We start from the raw sequence: 16,631 nt of genomic DNA on the forward strand, positions 1-16,631 counted from the left end.
CCGATGCCGCAGACGCGTGAGCACATCCTGCTGGCGCGCCAGGTGGGTGTGCCGTCGATGGTGGTCTACCTGAACAAGGCGGACATGGTCGACGACGAGGAGCTGCTGGAGCTCGTGGAGATGGAGGTCCGGGAGCTGCTCAGTGACTACGACTTCCCGGGCGACGACATCCCGGTGATCACCGGCTCGGCGCTGAAGGCGCTGGAGGGTGACGAGTCGGAGATCGGCGCGCCGTCGATCATCCGCCTGGTGCAGTCGATGGACGAGTACATCCCGGAGCCGAGCCGCGCGATCGACGGCCCGTTCCTGATGCCGATCGAGGACGTGTTCTCGATCTCGGGTCGCGGCACGGTGGTGACCGGTCGTGTCGAGCGCGGCGTGATCAAGACCGGCGAGGAGGTCGAGATCGTGGGTCTGCGCGACACCACGAAGACCACGGTCACCGGTGTGGAGATGTTCCGCAAGCTGCTCGATCAGGGGCAGGCGGGCGACAACATCGGTGCGCTGCTGCGTGGCACCAAGCGCGACGAGGTCGAGCGCGGGCAGGTGCTGTGCAAGCCGGGCACGATCACCCCGCACACGAAGTTCGAGTGCGAGGTCTACGTGCTCTCCAAGGACGAGGGTGGCCGTCACACGCCGTTCTTCAACGGCTACCGGCCGCAGTTCTACTTCCGTACCACCGACGTCACGGGTGCCTGTGACCTGCCGGAGGGCACGGAGATGGTGATGCCGGGCGACAACGTGAAGATGACGGTGTCGCTGATCGCGCCGATCGCCATGGAAGAGGGGCTGCGCTTCGCGGTGCGTGAGGGCGGTCGTACCGTCGGCGCCGGCGTCGTCTCCAAGATCATCGAGTAAGGCCGGCCGGGCCGCGGGGGGTTTCCTCGCGGCCCGCTTTCGTTTACTCTAGTCAATTCGCCGGTGTGTGACGCCCGCCGGCATCGGTTATAGGCCAGTAGCTCAATTGGCAGAGCAGCGGTCTCCAAAACCGCAGGTTGGGGGTTCGAGTCCCTCCTGGCCTGCCATCTGATATCGACGCCGCCGCCCTGATACAGGAGGCGGCGTAGTGTTTTTGCAGGCAGTTCATGAGTGCCAGAGCCGAAAGTCAGTCCTCGCCGCTCGATTCCCTGAAGTTGGCCGTCGCCATCGGGCTGTTCCTGCTCGGGGTGGTCGCCTTCTACTGGTTCGAGGCCCAGTCGGTGCTGTACCGGGCCATCGGGTTGATCGCGGTGGCAGCGGTGTCCATTGGCATCGCCATGTCGACGGTGCGCGGACGTGCGGCCTGGGCGTTCGCCCGGGAGTCGCGCCAGGAGCTCCGGCGCGTGGTCTGGCCGACGCGCCAGGAGACGTTGCAGACAACGATGATCGTGATCGCGATGGTGCTGCTCGTCGCGGTCATGCTCTGGCTGCTCGACATGTTTTTCCTTTGGGGGGTTGAGTCCCTCGTGCGACCTGGAGGTTGATCCCTGATGGCGAAGCGCTGGTATGTGGTCCACGCCTACTCGGGGTTCGAAAACCAGGTGAAGCGCTCCCTCCAGGAGCGCGTGCGCCGGGCGGGCATGGAAGACCAGTTCGGTGAGATCCTTGTCCCCACCGAGGAGGTGGTCGAGATCAAGGACGGGCAGAAGCGCCGCAGCGAGCGGAAGTTTTTCCCCGGGTACGTGCTGGTCCAGATGGAGATGACCGACGAGACGTGGCATCTCGTGCGCAACGTCCCGCGGGTCATGGGTTTCATCGGTGGCTCCAGCGACCGTCCCGCCCCCATCTCCGAGCGCGAGGCCGAGCAGATCCTCAATCGCGTCAAGGAGGGCACCGAGAAGCCGCGGCCGAAGGTGCTCTTCGAGGTCGGCGAAGTGGTGCGCGTCATCGACGGGCCGTTTACCGACTTCAATGGCGTGGTCGAGGAGGTCAACTACGAGAAGAGCCGCCTGCGCGTGGCGGTGCTCATCTTCGGGCGCTCGACCCCCGTGGAGCTCGAGTTCAGTCAGGTCGAGAAGGGCTAATCCGGCCGCGCGGCAGCTACCGCGCGGGCCGTTCCGGGGAGCCGGGGTAACCAGTCCGCCGGCGTCATTACCCATCACCAGGAGTCCGTCATGGCAAAGAAGGTCGAAGCCTACATCAAGCTGCAGGTGGCCGCCGGCAAGGCCAACCCGAGCCCGCCGGTCGGCCCGGCGCTGGGTCAGCACGGCGTCAATATCATGGAGTTCTGCAAGCAGTTCAATGCGCAGACCCAGGAGATGGAGCCGGGTCTGCCGATCCCGGTGGTGATCACGGTCTACAGCGACCGGAGCTTTACGTTCATCACCAAGACGCCGCCGGCGCAGATCCTGCTGAAGAAGGCAGCCGGCATCAAGTCGGGCAGCGGCCAGCCCAACACCAACAAGGTGGGCAAGGTCAACCGCGAGCAGCTCGAGGAGATCGCTCGCACCAAGTGGCCGGACCTCAATGCGGCCGACATGGACGCGGCGGTGCGCACCATCGCGGGTAGCGCGCGCTCGATGGGCCTCGACGTGGAGGGGGTTTAAGCCATGGCGAAGCTGAGCAAGCGCAAGCAGATGTTCCGCGAGCGGGTCGACGCGACGCGCCTGTACGAGGCCGACGAGGCGTTCGGGCTGCTCAAGGAGCTTGCCAATGCGCGCTTCACCGAGTCCGTGGACGTGTCCGTGAATCTCGGTGTCGATCCGCGAAAGTCGGACCAGGTCGTCCGCGGCTCCACGGTGCTGCCGAACGGCACCGGCAAGACCGTGCGCATTGCGGTCTTCGCCCAGGGCGCGAACGCGGAGGCCGCCGAGGCGGCGGGCGCCGACGTCGTGGGCCTGGAGGACCTCGCCGAGCGCATCCAGGGCGGTGAGCTGGATTTCGACGTGGTTATCGCCACGCCGGATACCATGGGTGTCGTCGGCCGGCTCGGTCCGGTGCTCGGCCCGCGCGGGCTGATGCCGAATCCGAAGGTCGGGACGGTGACCACCGACGTGACCGAGGCGGTGCAGAACGCCAAGGCCGGCCAGGTCCGCTACCGCACCGACCGCGGCGGCCTGATCCACTGCACCCTCGGCAAGGTGGACTTCGGGGTCGAGCAGCTGCGCCAGAACCTCGAGGCGCTGATCATCGATCTCAACAAGGTCAAGCCGTCCACCTCCAAGGGTACCTACCTCAAGAGGGTGACGGTGTCCACGACGATGGGTCCCGGGGTCTCCATCGACCTCGCGTCCCTGAGTGCATGAATGACGGCGCGCCGGCCCGGCCGGCGTGCCCACACGGGTCTTGAGGCTGTCGTCGACGCGACAGCCGTCTAAGACCGCACGGTGCGCGAAAGCGCTTAAAGGCCGCGAGGCCGCCTGCGCAGACGGTGCAGCCCAGACAGGATCGACCATCCTGCGAAGGGGCCACCGTCCGGCCCGCCACGGGCGGGCCGGGGGCGGAAACCGTCCCCGGGGTTGCCGGTTACGGCCGGCGGCCCCTTCGAACCAACCGCGTTCCAGGAGGAAAGCAATGGGACTGAGTCTGGAACAGAAAAAGCGGATGGTGCAGGAGGTTGCCAGTGTCGCCGCTGACGCCCACTCCGCCGTTGCGGCGGAGTATCGCGGGCTGAATGCCGGTGACATGGATCGGCTGCGTGTGAAGGCACGCGAGTCCGGCGTGTACCTGAAGGTGCTCAAGAACACCCTCGCTAAGCGGGCGGTGGAGGGCACGGACTTCGAGTGCATGTCGGAGGGGCTCGAGGGCCCGCTGCTTCTCGCCTTCTCGCAGGAGGATCCCGGGTCGGCCGCTCGCGTTATCCGCGATTTCGGCAAGGAGCGCGAGCAGCTCGTGGTCAAGATGGTTGCTGTCGGTGGTGAGCGTTATGGCGCCGCCGAGCTGGAACGTCTGGCCAGTCTGCCGACCTACGACGAGGCGGTCAGCCGCCTCATGGCGACGATGCGTGCGCCGGTCCAGAAGCTCGCCACCACCCTCAACGAGGTGCCCGGCAAGCTGGTCCGTACGCTCGCTGCAGTGAAGGACGCCAAGCAGTAACGCGCGGCGCCGCTGCGATCCTGACTGTCGCTGCTGTCTGGTATTTCGACGTTTACGCGTCAACGCTTAGGAGATTTGACGATGGCCGTTTCTAAGGACGATATTCTTGAGACTATTGCCTCCATGTCCGTCATGGAGGTCGTTGAGCTGATCGAGGCGATGGAAGAGAAGTTCGGCGTCACCGCCGCTGCCGCTGTCGCGGCCGCGCCGGCCGCCGGTGGTGGTGGCGAGGCCGCTGCCGAGGAAGAGCAGACCGAGTTCGACGTCGTGCTCTCCAGCTTCGGTTCCAACAAGGTCGCCGTGATCAAGGCCGTGCGCGGCGTGACCGGCCTTGGCCTGAAGGAGGCGAAGGAGGTCGTCGAGGGTGCGCCGGCCCCGGTCAAGGAAGGCGCCAGCAAGGACGAGGCCGAGGAGATCAAGGCCAAGCTGGAGGAGGCGGGCGCCTCCGTGGAGCTGAAGTAAGGGCTTGGCGATACAAGCACTTTCAGCTTGATGACGGGGAATGGCTGGCGGCCAGGGGCTGCCGGCCTTTCCCTGTTTGTGTCACGGGCGGCCCAAAGCCCTGCCTATCGCGGTGGGCAGCGCTTTGGACACGCCACTGGAACCAAATCCTGGGTGAGGAAGCTCGATGGCCTACTCTTTCACCGAAAAGAAGCGCATCCGGAACGATTTTGGCAAGCAGCCGAACATCCTGGATGTCCCCTATCTCCTCGCCACTCAGATCGAGTCGTACCGTGATTTCCTGCAGCTCGAACGCGATCCGGATGGCCGCGAGGAAGGCGGCCTGCACGGTGCGTTCAGGTCCGTGTTCCCGATCGAGAGCTACTCCGGCAGCGCGGCCCTGGAGTATGTCAGCTACCGCATCGGCGAGCCGGCGTTCGACGTCAAGGAATGCCAGCTCCGTGGGCTGACCTACGCTGCGCCCCTGCGGGTGCTCGTGCGCCTGGTGATTTACGACAAGGATGCGCGGACCGTCAAGGACATCAAGGAGCAGGAAGTCTACATGGGCGAGCTGCCGTTGATGACCCGCAACGGCACCTTCGTCGTCAACGGCACGGAGCGGGTTATCGTCTCCCAGCTCCATCGCTCGCCGGGCGTGTTCTTCGACCACGACAAGGGCAAGACGCACTCCTCGGGCAAGCTGCTCTACACCGCTCGGGTCATCCCGTACCGCGGCTCGTGGCTCGACTTCGAGTTCGACCCGAAGGACTGCATCTTCGTGCGCATCGACCGCCGCCGCAAGCTGCCGGCGACGGTGCTGCTGCGCGCCCTCGGGTTCGACAACACCCAGATGCTGGACCTGTTCTTCGACAAGAACACCTACCGGTTCCGTGGCGGCCGGATCGTGCTCGACCTGGTGCCGGAGCGCCTGCGCGGCGAGACCGCGGCGTTCGACATCCGCGCGGGCGATGACGTCATCGTCGAGAGCGGCCGGCGGATCACCGCGCGCCACATCCGGCAGATGGAGAAGGCCGGGCTCACCGAGCTCGAGGTGCCGGACGACTACCTTGCCGGCAAGATCCTTGCTCACGACGTGATCGACGCGAGCACCGGCGAGGTCCTCGCTGAGGCGAACGCGGAGCTCGGCGAGGAGCTCGTCCAGCAGATGCGTGACGCCGGCGTCGAGACCTTCGACACGCTGTTCGTCAACGATCTGGACCGCGGGCCGTACATCTCCAACACCCTGCGCATCGACGCGACCCGTACCCAGCTCGAGGCGCTGGTGGAGATCTACCGGATGATGCGCCCGGGCGAGCCGCCGACCAAGGAGGCCGCGGAGAACCTGTTCGAGAACCTGTTCTTCAGCGCGGACCGCTACGACCTCTCGCCGGTCGGCCGGATGAAGTTCAACCTGCGGGTCGGCCGCGACGAGGTCACGGGCGAGGGCGTGCTGGACCACAGTGACATCCTCGCGGTCCTCCATGAGCTGATCAGCATCCGTAACGGCCACGGCAGCACCGACGACATCGACCACCTCGGCAACCGCCGGGTGCGCTGCGTCGGCGAGATGGCCGAGAACGTCTTCCGCGTCGGCCTGGTGCGCGTCGAGCGCGCCGTGCGCGAGCGCCTGAGCCTCGCCGAGAGCGAGGGGCTGATGCCCCAGGAGCTGATCAACGCGAAGCCCGTGGCCGCGGCGATCAAGGAGTTCTTCGGCTCCTCGCAGCTCTCGCAGTTCATGGACCAGAACAACCCGCTCTCCGAGGTCACCCATAAGCGCCGCGTCTCGGCGCTCGGCCCGGGCGGTCTCACCCGCGAGCGCGCCGGCTTCGAGGTCCGCGACGTCCACCCGACCCACTACGGGCGGGTGTGCCCGATCGAGACCCCGGAGGGGCCGAATATCGGCCTGATCAACTCGCTGGCCGTATACGCACGCACGAACCGCTATGGCTTCCTCGAGACGCCGTACCGCAAGGTCGTGGACGGTCAGGTCACCGACGACGTGGACTACCTCTCGGCGATCGAGGAGTCGCGCTATATCATCGCGCAGGCCAATGCCCGCGTGGACGAGGAGGGCCGTCTCGTCGACGACCTCATCTCGATCCGTCATCAGAACGAGTTCGGCATGTCCACCCCGGACAAGGTCCAGTACATGGACGTCTCGCCGAAGCAGATCGTCTCGGTGGCCGCCTCGCTGGTGCCGTTCCTCGAGCACGACGACGGCAACCGCGCGCTCATGGGCGCTAATATGCAGCGCCAGGCCGTGCCGACCCTGCGTGCCGACAAGCCCTTGGTGGGCACCGGCATGGAGCGCTCGGTGGCGGTGGACTCCGGCGTGACGGTCTGTGCCGACCGCGGCGGTGTGGTTGAGCAGGTCGACGCGGCGCGCGTGGTGGTCCGGGTCAACGATGGGGAGACCGCGCCGGGCGAGCCGGGCGTGGACATCTACAACCTCACCAAGTACACGCGCTCGAACCAGAACACCTGTCAGAACCAGAAGGTCCTGGTGCGCCCGGGTGAGGTGGTGGCCCGCGGTGACGTCCTCGCCGACGGCCCGTCCACGGACATGGGCGAGCTCGCGCTCGGGCAGAACATGCGCGTCGCGTTCATGCCCTGGAACGGCTACAACTTCGAGGACTCCATCCTCGTCTCCGAGCGGGTGGTCCAGGAGGATCGCTATACCACGATCCACATCGAGGAGCTCACCTGCGTGGCCCGGGATACGAAGCTTGGCCCGGAGGAGATCACCGCCGACATCCCGAACGTGGGCGAGGGCGCGCTATCGCGCCTGGACGAGTCCGGCATCGTCTACATCGGTGCCGAGGTCAAGGCCGGCGACATCCTCGTGGGCAAGGTCACGCCCAAGGGCGAAACCCAGCTCACCCCGGAGGAGAAGCTGCTGCGCGCGATCTTCGGCGAGAAGGCGTCCGACGTGAAGGACACCTCCCAGCGCGTGCCCTCCGGCATGGACGGCACGGTCATCGACGTGCAGGTGTTCACCCGCGACGGCGTCGAAAAGGACCAGCGGGCGCTGTCCATCGAATCGGATGCCCTCGCGGCGGTCCGCAAGGACCTCAACGACCAGTACCGCATCTTCGAGAACGACGCCTTTGCCCGTCTCGAGCGCCTGCTCGTGGGCAAGGTCGCCGAGGGCGGGCCGAACGGCCTGCGCGCGGGCACCGAGCTTACCGAGGAGTATCTCCGCGGCGTCGAGCGCAGTCGCTGGTTCGAGATCCGCCTGCGTGATGACGAGGTCACCCAGCAGCTCGAGAAGGTCAAGGAGCAGCTCGAGGCCCAGCGCAAGGCCTTTGACGACCGCTTCGAGGAGAAGAAGGGCAAGATCACCGCGGGCGACGACCTCGCCCCGGGCGTGCTCAAGATGGTCAAGGTCTATCTGGCCGTGCGCCGGCGCATCCAGCCGGGCGACAAGCTCGCGGGCCGCCACGGCAACAAGGGGGTGATCTCCCGCGTGGTGCCGGTCGAGGACATGCCGTTCGACGAGAACGGCGAGGCCATCGACGTGGTGCTCTCGCCGCTGGGCGTGCCTTCGCGCATGAACATCGGTCAGGTGCTGGAGACCCACCTGGGCTGGGCCGCCAAGGGCCTCGGCCGGCGTATCGGCGAGATGCTCGACGCCCAGCGCAGCGTGGCCGACATCCGTGACTTCCTGGGCCGGATCTACAACCGTTCCGGCAAGCAGGAGGACCTCGAGTCGCTGAGCGATGAGGAGGTCCTTGAGCTGGCGGGCAACCTCCGGGGCGGCGTCCCCATGGCAACGCCGGTGTTCGACGGCGCGAACGAGGACGACATCAAGGCGATGCTCGAGCTCGCGGGGCTGCCGACGTCCGGGCAGACGACGCTGTACGACGGCCGTACCGGCGAGGCCTTCGACCGGCCGGTCACCGTCGGCTACATGCACATCCTCAAGCTCAACCACCTGGTCGACGACAAGATGCATGCCCGTTCGACGGGGCCGTACTCGCTGGTCACCCAGCAGCCGCTCGGCGGCAAGGCCCAGTTCGGCGGCCAGCGCTTCGGCGAGATGGAGGTGTGGGCGCTGGAGGCGTACGGCGCAAGCTACACGCTCCAGGAGATGCTCACGGTCAAGTCGGACGATGTGCCGGGCCGTACCAAGATGTACAAGAACATCGTGGACGGCGATCACCGCATGGAGGCGGGGATGCCGGAGTCGTTCAACGTGCTCGTCAAGGAGATCCGGTCGCTCGGTATCGACATCGAGCTGGAGCACGACTGACGGGGCGACGGTGCCGCGCGGTCGCGGCACCGGGGCCAGACAACGCGCCGGCCGCCCGTGGCGGCCGGCCGGAGCGGGGTGTTCCCGCAGCGAATTTGCCAACTACAGTTGGACGGGCAGCGGTTATGAAAGACCTTCTGAATCTGTTCAAGCAGCCGGGCGCGCAGCTTGATGACTTCGACGCCATTCGTATCAGCCTGGCGTCGCCGGAGAAGATCCGGTCCTGGTCCTACGGCGAGGTCAAGAAGCCCGAGACCATCAACTACCGGACCTTCAAGCCGGAGCGCGACGGGCTGTTCTGCGCGAAGATCTTCGGCCCGGTCAAGGACTACGAGTGCCTGTGCGGCAAGTACAAGCGGCTCAAGCACCGGGGCGTGGTCTGCGAGAAGTGCGGCGTCGAGGTGACGCTGGCCAAGGTGCGCCGCGAGCGCATGGGCCACATCGACCTGGCGAGCCCGGTGGCCCACATCTGGTTCCTCAAGTCGCTGCCCTCGCGCATCGGCCTGCTCCTCGACATGACCCTGCGCGACATCGAGCGGGTCCTGTACTTCGAGGCCTTCATCGTCATCGACCCGGGCATGACCCCGCTGGAGCGCGGCCAGCTGCTCACCGACGACGGCTACCTCGACGCGGTGGAGCAGTACGGCGACGAGTTCGACGCCCGCATGGGTGCCGAGGCCGTGTTCGAGCTGCTCAAGAGCCTGGATCTGCAGGACGAGGCGGCGCGGCTGCGCGAGGACATGGACGCGACCAACTCCGAGTCCAAGATCAAGCGGCTGTCCAAGCGGCTCAAGCTCGTGGAGTCGTTCCTCGAATCCGGCAACAAGCCGGAGTGGATGATCATGACGGTCCTGCCGGTGCTGCCGCCGGACCTGCGTCCGCTGGTGCCGCTCGACGGCGGCCGGTTCGCGACCTCGGACCTCAACGATCTCTACCGCCGCGTGATCAACCGGAACAACCGCCTCAAGCGGCTGCTCGAGCTCTCTGCGCCGGACATCATCGTGCGCAACGAGAAGCGCATGCTCCAGGAGTCGGTGGACGCGCTGCTCGACAACGGCCGGCGCGGGCGGGCGATCACCGGCACCAACCGCCGGCCGCTGAAGTCGCTGGCGGACATGATCAAGGGCAAGCAGGGGCGCTTCCGCCAGAACCTGCTGGGCAAGCGCGTGGACTACTCCGGGCGTTCCGTGATCGTGGTCGGCCCGACCCTGCGCCTGCACCAGTGCGGCCTGCCCAAGCGCATGGCGCTGGAGCTGTTCAAGCCCTTCATCTTCTCGCGGCTGCAGCGTCTGGGCCTGGCGACCACCATCAAGGCTGCCAAGAAACTGGTCGAGCGCGAGACCCCCGAGGTCTGGGACATCCTCGAGGACGTCATCCGCGAGCATCCGGTGATGCTCAACCGCGCACCGACGCTCCACCGCCTGGGCATCCAGGCGTTCGAGCCGGTGCTCATCGAGGGCAAGGCGATCCAGCTCCACCCGCTGGTCTGCCCGGCGTTCAACGCCGACTTCGACGGCGACCAGATGGCGGTGCACGTGCCGCTGTCCATCGAGGCGCAGCTCGAGGCGCGCGCCCTGATGATGTCGTCGAACAACGTGCTCTCGCCGGCCTCCGGTGAGCCCATCATCGGTGCCTCCCAGGACATCGTGCTGGGCCTGTACTACATGACCCTGTCGCTGGTCGGGCGCCGTGGCGAGGGCATGGTGTTCTCCGACACCCAGGAGATCCATCGTGCCTACGAGAGCCGCCAGATCCAGCTCCAGGCACGGGTGCAGGTACGCATCCGCGAGGTCATCCAGGATGACGACGGTAACGTCACCGAGTCGGTGCGCCGGGTGGAGACCACGGCCGGCCGCGCGCTGCTCTATGACATCGTCCCCGAGGGGCTGCCGTTCTCGCTGGTCGACCGGGACATGACCAAGAAGGCGATCTCCGAAGCGATCAACACCTGTTATCGCCGGCTCGGCCTCAAGGCGACGGTGGTCTTCGCCGACCAGCTCATGTACCTCGGCTTCCACATGTCCACCCGTGCCGCGGTGTCCATCGGCATGGAGGACATGGTGATCCCGCCGGAGAAGGCGGAGATCCTCGAGCGCGCCGAGGAGGAGGTGAAGGACATCGAGGAGCAGTACGCCTCGGGCCTGGTCACCAACGGTGAGCGCTACAACAAGGTTATCGACATCTGGTCGCACACCAACGACGAGGTCGCCCGCGCGATGATGGAGCGCCTCGGCAAGGAGGTGGCGACCGACGCCGAGGGCAAGGAGATCGAGCAGAAGTCGACCAACTCCATCTTCATGATGGCCGACTCGGGTGCTCGTGGCTCCGCCGCGCAGATCCGTCAGCTCGCCGGCATGCGCGGCCTGATGGCGAAGCCGGACGGCTCGATCATCGAGACGCCGATCACGGCGAACTTCCGTGAGGGCCTCAACGTCCTGCAGTACTTCATCTCGACTCATGGCGCCCGCAAGGGCCTCGCGGATACGGCGCTGAAGACCGCGAACTCCGGTTACCTGACCCGCCGGCTCGTGGACGTGTCCCAGGACCTCGTTGTCACCGAGGGGGACTGCGGCACCTATCGCGGCCTGCAGATGACTCCGATCATCGAGGGCGGCGACGTCGTCGAGCCCCTGCGCGAGCGCGTCCTCGGCCGGGTGGTCGCCCAGGACGTGACCCGTCCCGGCGGCACCGAGGTGGTGCTCGAGGCCGGCACGCTGCTCGACGAGCTGCGCGTCGACATGCTCGAGCAGGAGGGCGTTGACGAGGTCTGGGTGCGCTCGCCGATCACCTGCGAGACCCGCCACGGTGTCTGCGCGAACTGCTACGGCCGCGACCTGGCGCGCGGCCACAAGGTCAACGTTGGCGAATCCGTCGGCGTCATCGCCGCGCAGTCCATCGGCGAGCCGGGCACCCAGCTGACCATGCGCACGTTCCACATCGGCGGCGCGGCCTCGCGGGCGGCCTCGGTGAGCAACGTGGAGGTCAAGGCGGCGGGCACCGCGCGGTTGCACAACCTCAAGACCGTGCAGCATCACTCCGGCAACCTGGTGGCCGTCTCCCGCTCCGGCGAGATCACGGTCATGGACGAGTATGGCCGCGAGCGCGAGCGCTACAAGGTGCCCTACGGCGCGACCATCGCGGTGCAGGACAATGAGGCCGTGGAGGCGGGCCAGATCGTCGCGAACTGGGATCCCCATACCCATCCGATCATCACGGAGGTGAAGGGGCGGTTGAAGTTCTTCGACTTCGTCGAGGGCGTGACCGTCAACCGCGAGGTCGACGAGGTCACCGGGCTGTCCAGCCTCGTGGTCACGGACCCGAAGACCCGCGGCAACGGCGAGATCCGGCGCACCGTCGTGGACTCGAACGGGCGGCAGTCCGAGGAGCGCGTCGCGCACAAGGACCTGCGCCCGATGATCAAGCTGGTGGACGAGGACGGCAACGACCTCAACCTCGCCGGCACGGACATCCCGGCGCAGTACTACCTCTCGGCGGACGCGATCGTCAGCGTCGACGACAACGCCGAGGTGGATGTCGGTGACGTCATCGCCCGCATCCCGCAGGAGTCGTCCAAGACGCGCGACATCACCGGTGGTCTGCCCCGGGTGGCCGACCTCTTCGAGGCCCGCAAACCGAAGGAGCCGGCGATCCTCGCCGAGGTTTCCGGGACCGTGTCCTTCGGCAAGGAGACCAAGGGCAAGCAGCGTCTGGTCATCACCATGCCGGACGGCGAGACCTACGAGGAGCTCATCCCGAAGTGGCGCAACGTCACCGTCTTCGAGGGCGAGCACGTGGAGAAGGGCGAGGTCATCGCGGACGGCGAGCCGAACCCCCACGATATCCTCCGCCTGCTCGGCGTCACGGAGCTGGCGAGCTATATCGTCCGCGAGATCCAGGACGTCTACCGTCTGCAGGGCGTGAAGATCAACGACAAGCACATCGAGGTCATCGCCCGGCAGATGCTGCGCAAGGTCGAGATCCGGGACGCCGGCGACACCCGCTACCTGCGCGGTGAACAGGCGGATTGGGGCCGGGTGCTCGAGGAGAACGAGCAGCTCCAGGCCCAGGGCAAGGAGGCGGCGCGCTTCGAGCCGATGCTGCTCGGCATCACCAAGGCGTCGCTCGCGACGGACTCGTTCATCTCGGCGGCCTCCTTCCAGGAGACCACCCGGGTGCTCACGGACGCCGCCACCCGCGGCGCCCGCGACGAGCTCCGTGGCCTGAAGGAGAACGTCATCGTGGGCCGCCTTATCCCGGCGGGCACGGGCTTCGCCTACCACACGGATCGCCATCAGCGCCATCAGCGCCCGGCGGCCGAGCTGGACATGGTCCCGCCGGCGATGCCGCACCTCGGTGGCGGTGCCGTCCGCGAGGGCGGCTTCCAGGACGACGGCGCGGGAGAGTAGGCGCGCCGGCGCATCCCCCGGCCGGGCTGTGTTGACACTCCCCCGGGGGGTCCATACAATTACCCACTTTCGACAGGCCGGGGGTCCCGGCCTGTCGTTCGTTTTACTTTTGGAGTCAGCGTCTTATGGCAACCATCAACCAGCTGGTTCGGAAGGGGCGTAAGCACCGGGCGGCGAAGAGCAACGTCCCCGCGCTCGAGGCCTGTCCGCAGCGCCGGGGGGTCTGCACCCGCGTCTACACCACCACACCGAAGAAGCCGAACTCGGCGCTGCGCAAGGTCGCGCGTGTACGGCTGACCAACGGCTACGAGGTGGCGAGCTACATCGGCGGCGAGGGGCACAACCTCCAGGAGCACTCCGTGGTGCTGATCCGCGGCGGCCGTGTCAAGGACCTGCCGGGCGTGCGTTATCACACGGTGCGCGGCTCCCTCGATACCGCCGGCGTCGACAAGCGCCGTCAGGGCCGCTCCAAGTACGGCGCCAAGCGGCCCAAGAGCTGAGCGCTGAACCGTTCCTGCAGACAGGGTGAGTTAACGCGATGCCGAGAAGAAGAGAAGTTCCCAAGCGGAAGGTCCTGCCGGATCCCAAGTTCGGCAGTGAGATGCTGACCCGCTTCGTCAATTTCATCATGCGCGACGGCAAGCGCTCGGTCGCCGAGCGGATTGTCTACGGCGCGCTGGATCGTGTCACCGCGAAGGGGCACGAGGATCCCATGGAGGTCCTCGAGACCGCGCTCGAGAACGTGCGCCCGGTCGTCGAGGTCAAGTCCCGCCGCGTTGGCGGCGCTACCTACCAGGTGCCTGTCGAGGTCCGGCCCGAGCGCCGCAACACGCTGGCGATGCGCTGGATCATCGATTCCGCGCGCAAACGGGGTGAGACCACCATGGGTCATCGTCTCGCCAACGAGCTGCTGGAGGCCGCCGACAACCGCGGTGCAGCCGTCAAGAAGCGCGAGGATACGCATCGCATGGCGGAGGCGAACAAGGCCTTTTCGCACTTCCGCTGGTAACACGTACGGGGAATTCCGCAGTGGCACGCAAGACACCGATCGAGCGCTACCGCAACATCGGCATCATGGCCCACATCGATGCCGGCAAGACCACCGCCACCGAGCGCATCCTGTTCTACACGGGCATCTCCCACAAGATGGGCGAGGTGCACGAGGGTGCGGCGGTCATGGACTGGATGGAGCAGGAGCAGGAGCGCGGCATCACGATCACCTCTGCTGCTACCACCACGTTTTGGCGTGGCATGGACCAGCAGTATCCGGAATACCGGATCAACATCATCGACACGCCCGGGCACGTGGACTTCACCATCGAGGTGGAGCGCTCCCTGCGTGTGCTCGACGGTGCGGTGTGCGTGCTGGACGCGAATGCCGGCGTTGAGCCGCAGACGGAGACAGTGTGGCGGCAGGCGAACAAATACAGCGTGCCGCGCATGGTCTTCGTCAACAAGATGGACAAGATGGGTGCCGATTACTATCGCTGCATCCAGATGGTGCGCGAGCGTCTCGGTGCCAACGCGGTGCCGATGCAGCTTGCCATCGGCGCGGAGGACGACTTCCAGGGCGTCGTCGACCTCGTGCGCATGAAGGCCATCTACTGGAACATGAAGGATCAGGGCGTCACCTACGACCAGGTCGAGGTGCCCGCTGAGCTCCAGGAGATGGCGGCCGAGTACCGCGAGCAGCTCGTGGAGGCCGCGGCCGAGGGTGACGAGACCCTGATGGAGAAGTACCTCGAGGGTGAGGAGCTTACCGTCGAGGAGATCAATCGCGGCATCCGCGCGCAGACGTTGGCGAACGAGATCGTGCCGGTGTTCTGTGGTACCGCGTTCAAGAACAAGGGCATCCAGGCCCTGCTTGACGCGGTGGTCGAGTACCTGCCGTCGCCGGTGGATGTCCCGCCGATCGAGGGCGAGCTCGAGGACGGCAGTGCGGCGACACGGCCGGCCAGCGACGAGGAGCCGTTCGCGGCCCTGGCGTTCAAGATCGCGACCGACCCCTACGTCGGGACGCTCACCTTCTTCCGCGTCTATTCTGGCGTCATCCGCTCCGGTGACTCCGTGTGGAACCCGGTCAAGGGCAAGCGCGAGCGCTTCGGCCGCATCGTTCAGATGCACTCCAAGGAGCGCAAGGAGATCGAGGAAGTTCGCGCCGGTGATATCGCGGCCGCGATCGGTCTCAAGGAGGTCACCACGGGTGACACCCTCTGCGACAAGGACAACCGGATCACCCTGGAGCGCATGGAGTTCCCGGACCCGGTGATCTCTGTTGCCGTGGAGCCCAAGACGAAGAGCGACCAGGAGAAGATGGGCGTTGCGCTGGGCAAGCTCGCCCAGGAGGACCCGTCCTTCCAGGTGCGCACGGACGAGGAGTCGGGTCAGACCATCATCTCCGGCATGGGTGAGCTTCACCTGGAGATCATCGTCGACCGCCTCAAGCGCGAGTTCAAGGTCGAGGCGAACATCGGCCAGCCCCAGGTGGCCTACCGCGAGACGATCCGCAAGGAGATCGAGACCGAGGGCAAGTTCGTCCGGCAGTCCGGCGGTCGCGGCCAGTACGGTCACGTGTGGATCAAGATGGCGCCGCAGGAGCGCGGCGAGGGCTACGCCTTCGAGAACAAGATCGTCGGCGGCGTGGTGCCGAAGGAGTACATCCCCTCGGTGGACCAGGGCATCCAGGAGCAGATGGCCAACGGCGTGCTCGCGGGCTTCCCGGTGGTCGACCTCAAGGTTACGCTCTTCGACGGGTCGTACCACGACGTGGACTCCTCGGAGATGGCGTTCAAGATCGCCGGTTCGATGGCGTTCAAGGACGGCTTCGCCAAGGCGGACCCGGTGCTGCTCGAGCCCGTCATGAAGGTCGAGGTGGTGACGCCCGAGGAGTTCATGGGCGACGTCATGGGTGACGTCAACCGCCGCCGCGGCACGGTCCAGGGCATGGAGGACGGGCCGACCGGCAAGGTGATCCGCGCCGAGGTGCCGCTGAAGGAGATGTTCGGTTACGCCACGGACCTGCGGTCCGCGACCCAGGGTCGCGCGTCCTACAGCATGGAGTTCGTGGGGTACGCCGAGGCGCCGGCGAGCATCGCCGACGAAGTAATCAAGAAGGCCGGCTGAGCCGCCGGCCAGTCGGGTTTATCGCGTTAACAGAATTCAGCCCAGATGAGGTGAGCCGTGTCCAAGGAGAAGTTTGAGCGCACGAAGCCGCACGTGAACGTGGGAACGATTGGTCACGTTGACCATGGCAAGACGACGCTGACGGCGGCGATGACGAAGGTGATGGCGGAGAAGTACGGGGGTGCGGCGCGCGCGTTCGACCAGATCGACAACGCGCCGGAGGAGCGCGACCGTGGTATCACGATCGCGACCGCGCACGTTGAGTACGAGACGGAGTCGCGTCACTACGCGCACGTTGACTGCCCGGGGCACGCGGACTATGTGAAGAACATGATCACCGGTGCGGCGCAGATGGACGGCGCGATCCTGGTGGTCTCGGCGGCGGACGGCCCGAT

At 66.4% G+C, this 16,631-nt stretch carries 13 protein-coding genes and 1 tRNA gene; all 14 read left to right on the plus strand.

Translation table 11 applies throughout. From position 1 onward, the window contains the following. A partial coding sequence (locus tag C516_RS0117470) for an elongation factor Tu (protein WP_018719712.1) occupies nucleotides 1–858 on the plus strand: 858 nt, incomplete at its 5' end. A 91-nt stretch (nucleotides 859–949) separates the two neighbouring features. Then, nucleotides 950–1,025 (plus strand) — tRNA-Trp (locus C516_RS0117475). A gap of 60 nt (nucleotides 1,026–1,085) precedes the next feature. Continuing rightward, nucleotides 1,086–1,463 carry a preprotein translocase subunit SecE gene (secE, locus tag C516_RS0117480; protein ID WP_018719713.1) on the plus strand — a complete coding sequence of 126 codons (378 nt, stop codon included), beginning with the start codon at nucleotides 1,086–1,088 and terminating at the stop codon, nucleotides 1,461–1,463. Between the two features lie 6 nt (nucleotides 1,464–1,469). After that, nucleotides 1,470–2,003, plus strand: a complete 534-nt coding sequence (gene nusG / locus C516_RS0117485; RefSeq protein ID WP_018719714.1) for a transcription termination/antitermination protein NusG — start codon at nucleotides 1,470–1,472, stop codon at nucleotides 2,001–2,003. Between the two features lie 90 nt (nucleotides 2,004–2,093). Further along, on the plus strand, nucleotides 2,094–2,525 hold the full coding sequence (gene rplK / locus C516_RS0117490) for a 50S ribosomal protein L11 (RefSeq protein WP_018719715.1): 432 nt from the start codon (nucleotides 2,094–2,096) through the stop codon (nucleotides 2,523–2,525). A 3-nt stretch (nucleotides 2,526–2,528) separates the two neighbouring features. Then, nucleotides 2,529–3,224, plus strand: a complete 696-nt coding sequence (rplA, locus tag C516_RS0117495) for a 50S ribosomal protein L1 (protein ID WP_018719716.1) — start codon at nucleotides 2,529–2,531, stop codon at nucleotides 3,222–3,224. Between the two features lie 268 nt (nucleotides 3,225–3,492). Continuing rightward, a complete protein-coding gene (gene rplJ, locus C516_RS0117500) occupies nucleotides 3,493–4,014 on the plus strand; it encodes a 50S ribosomal protein L10 (RefSeq protein WP_018719717.1) in 522 nt (173 codons plus the stop codon). Between the two features lie 81 nt (nucleotides 4,015–4,095). Next, nucleotides 4,096–4,476 carry a 50S ribosomal protein L7/L12 gene (gene rplL / locus C516_RS0117505; protein WP_026321271.1) on the plus strand — a complete coding sequence of 127 codons (381 nt, stop codon included), beginning with the start codon at nucleotides 4,096–4,098 and terminating at the stop codon, nucleotides 4,474–4,476. 166 nt (nucleotides 4,477–4,642) lie between these two features. Next, entirely contained in the window at nucleotides 4,643–8,707 is a 4,065-nt protein-coding gene (gene rpoB, locus C516_RS0117510) for a DNA-directed RNA polymerase subunit beta (RefSeq protein ID WP_018719719.1), read from the plus strand. A 125-nt stretch (nucleotides 8,708–8,832) separates the two neighbouring features. Next, complete coding sequence (rpoC, locus tag C516_RS20095; protein ID WP_018719720.1) at nucleotides 8,833–13,113, plus strand: DNA-directed RNA polymerase subunit beta'; 4,281 nt, start codon at nucleotides 8,833–8,835, stop codon at nucleotides 13,111–13,113. 125 nt (nucleotides 13,114–13,238) lie between these two features. Next, a complete protein-coding gene (gene rpsL / locus C516_RS0117520; RefSeq protein ID WP_018719721.1) occupies nucleotides 13,239–13,613 on the plus strand; it encodes a 30S ribosomal protein S12 in 375 nt (124 codons plus the stop codon). 38 nt (nucleotides 13,614–13,651) lie between these two features. Then, complete coding sequence (gene rpsG / locus C516_RS0117525) at nucleotides 13,652–14,122, plus strand: 30S ribosomal protein S7 (protein ID WP_026321272.1); 471 nt, start codon at nucleotides 13,652–13,654, stop codon at nucleotides 14,120–14,122. Nucleotides 14,123–14,142: 20 nt separating this feature from the next. Next, nucleotides 14,143–16,236: an elongation factor G gene (gene fusA / locus C516_RS0117530; RefSeq protein ID WP_018719723.1), complete on the plus strand. Its 2,094-nt coding sequence runs from the start codon at nucleotides 14,143–14,145 to the stop codon at nucleotides 16,234–16,236. 57 nt (nucleotides 16,237–16,293) lie between these two features. Beyond that, the coding region (locus tag C516_RS20680; RefSeq protein WP_018719662.1) for a GTP-binding protein at nucleotides 16,294–16,631 on the plus strand (338 nt) is incomplete at its 3' end.

The organism is Arhodomonas aquaeolei DSM 8974, from assembly GCF_000374645.1.
Lineage (GTDB): Bacteria > Pseudomonadota > Gammaproteobacteria > Nitrococcales > Nitrococcaceae > Arhodomonas > Arhodomonas aquaeolei.

Excerpts from the sequence above, each read along its gene's own strand:
- secE (WP_018719713.1), top strand. The coding sequence starts at position 1,086 with ATGAGTGCCAGAGCCGAAAGTCAGTCCTCGCCGCTCGATTCCCTGAAG.
- nusG (WP_018719714.1), top strand. The coding sequence starts at position 1,470 with ATGGCGAAGCGCTGGTATGTGGTCCACGCCTACTCGGGGTTCGAAAAC.
- rplK (WP_018719715.1), top strand. The coding sequence starts at position 2,094 with ATGGCAAAGAAGGTCGAAGCCTACATCAAGCTGCAGGTGGCCGCCGGC.
- rplA (WP_018719716.1), top strand. The coding sequence starts at position 2,529 with ATGGCGAAGCTGAGCAAGCGCAAGCAGATGTTCCGCGAGCGGGTCGAC.
- rplJ (WP_018719717.1), top strand. The coding sequence starts at position 3,493 with ATGGGACTGAGTCTGGAACAGAAAAAGCGGATGGTGCAGGAGGTTGCC.
- rplL (WP_026321271.1), top strand. The coding sequence starts at position 4,096 with ATGGCCGTTTCTAAGGACGATATTCTTGAGACTATTGCCTCCATGTCC.
- rpoB (WP_018719719.1), top strand. The coding sequence starts at position 4,643 with ATGGCCTACTCTTTCACCGAAAAGAAGCGCATCCGGAACGATTTTGGC.
- rpoC (WP_018719720.1), top strand. The coding sequence starts at position 8,833 with ATGAAAGACCTTCTGAATCTGTTCAAGCAGCCGGGCGCGCAGCTTGAT.
- rpsL (WP_018719721.1), top strand. The coding sequence starts at position 13,239 with ATGGCAACCATCAACCAGCTGGTTCGGAAGGGGCGTAAGCACCGGGCG.
- rpsG (WP_026321272.1), top strand. The coding sequence starts at position 13,652 with ATGCCGAGAAGAAGAGAAGTTCCCAAGCGGAAGGTCCTGCCGGATCCC.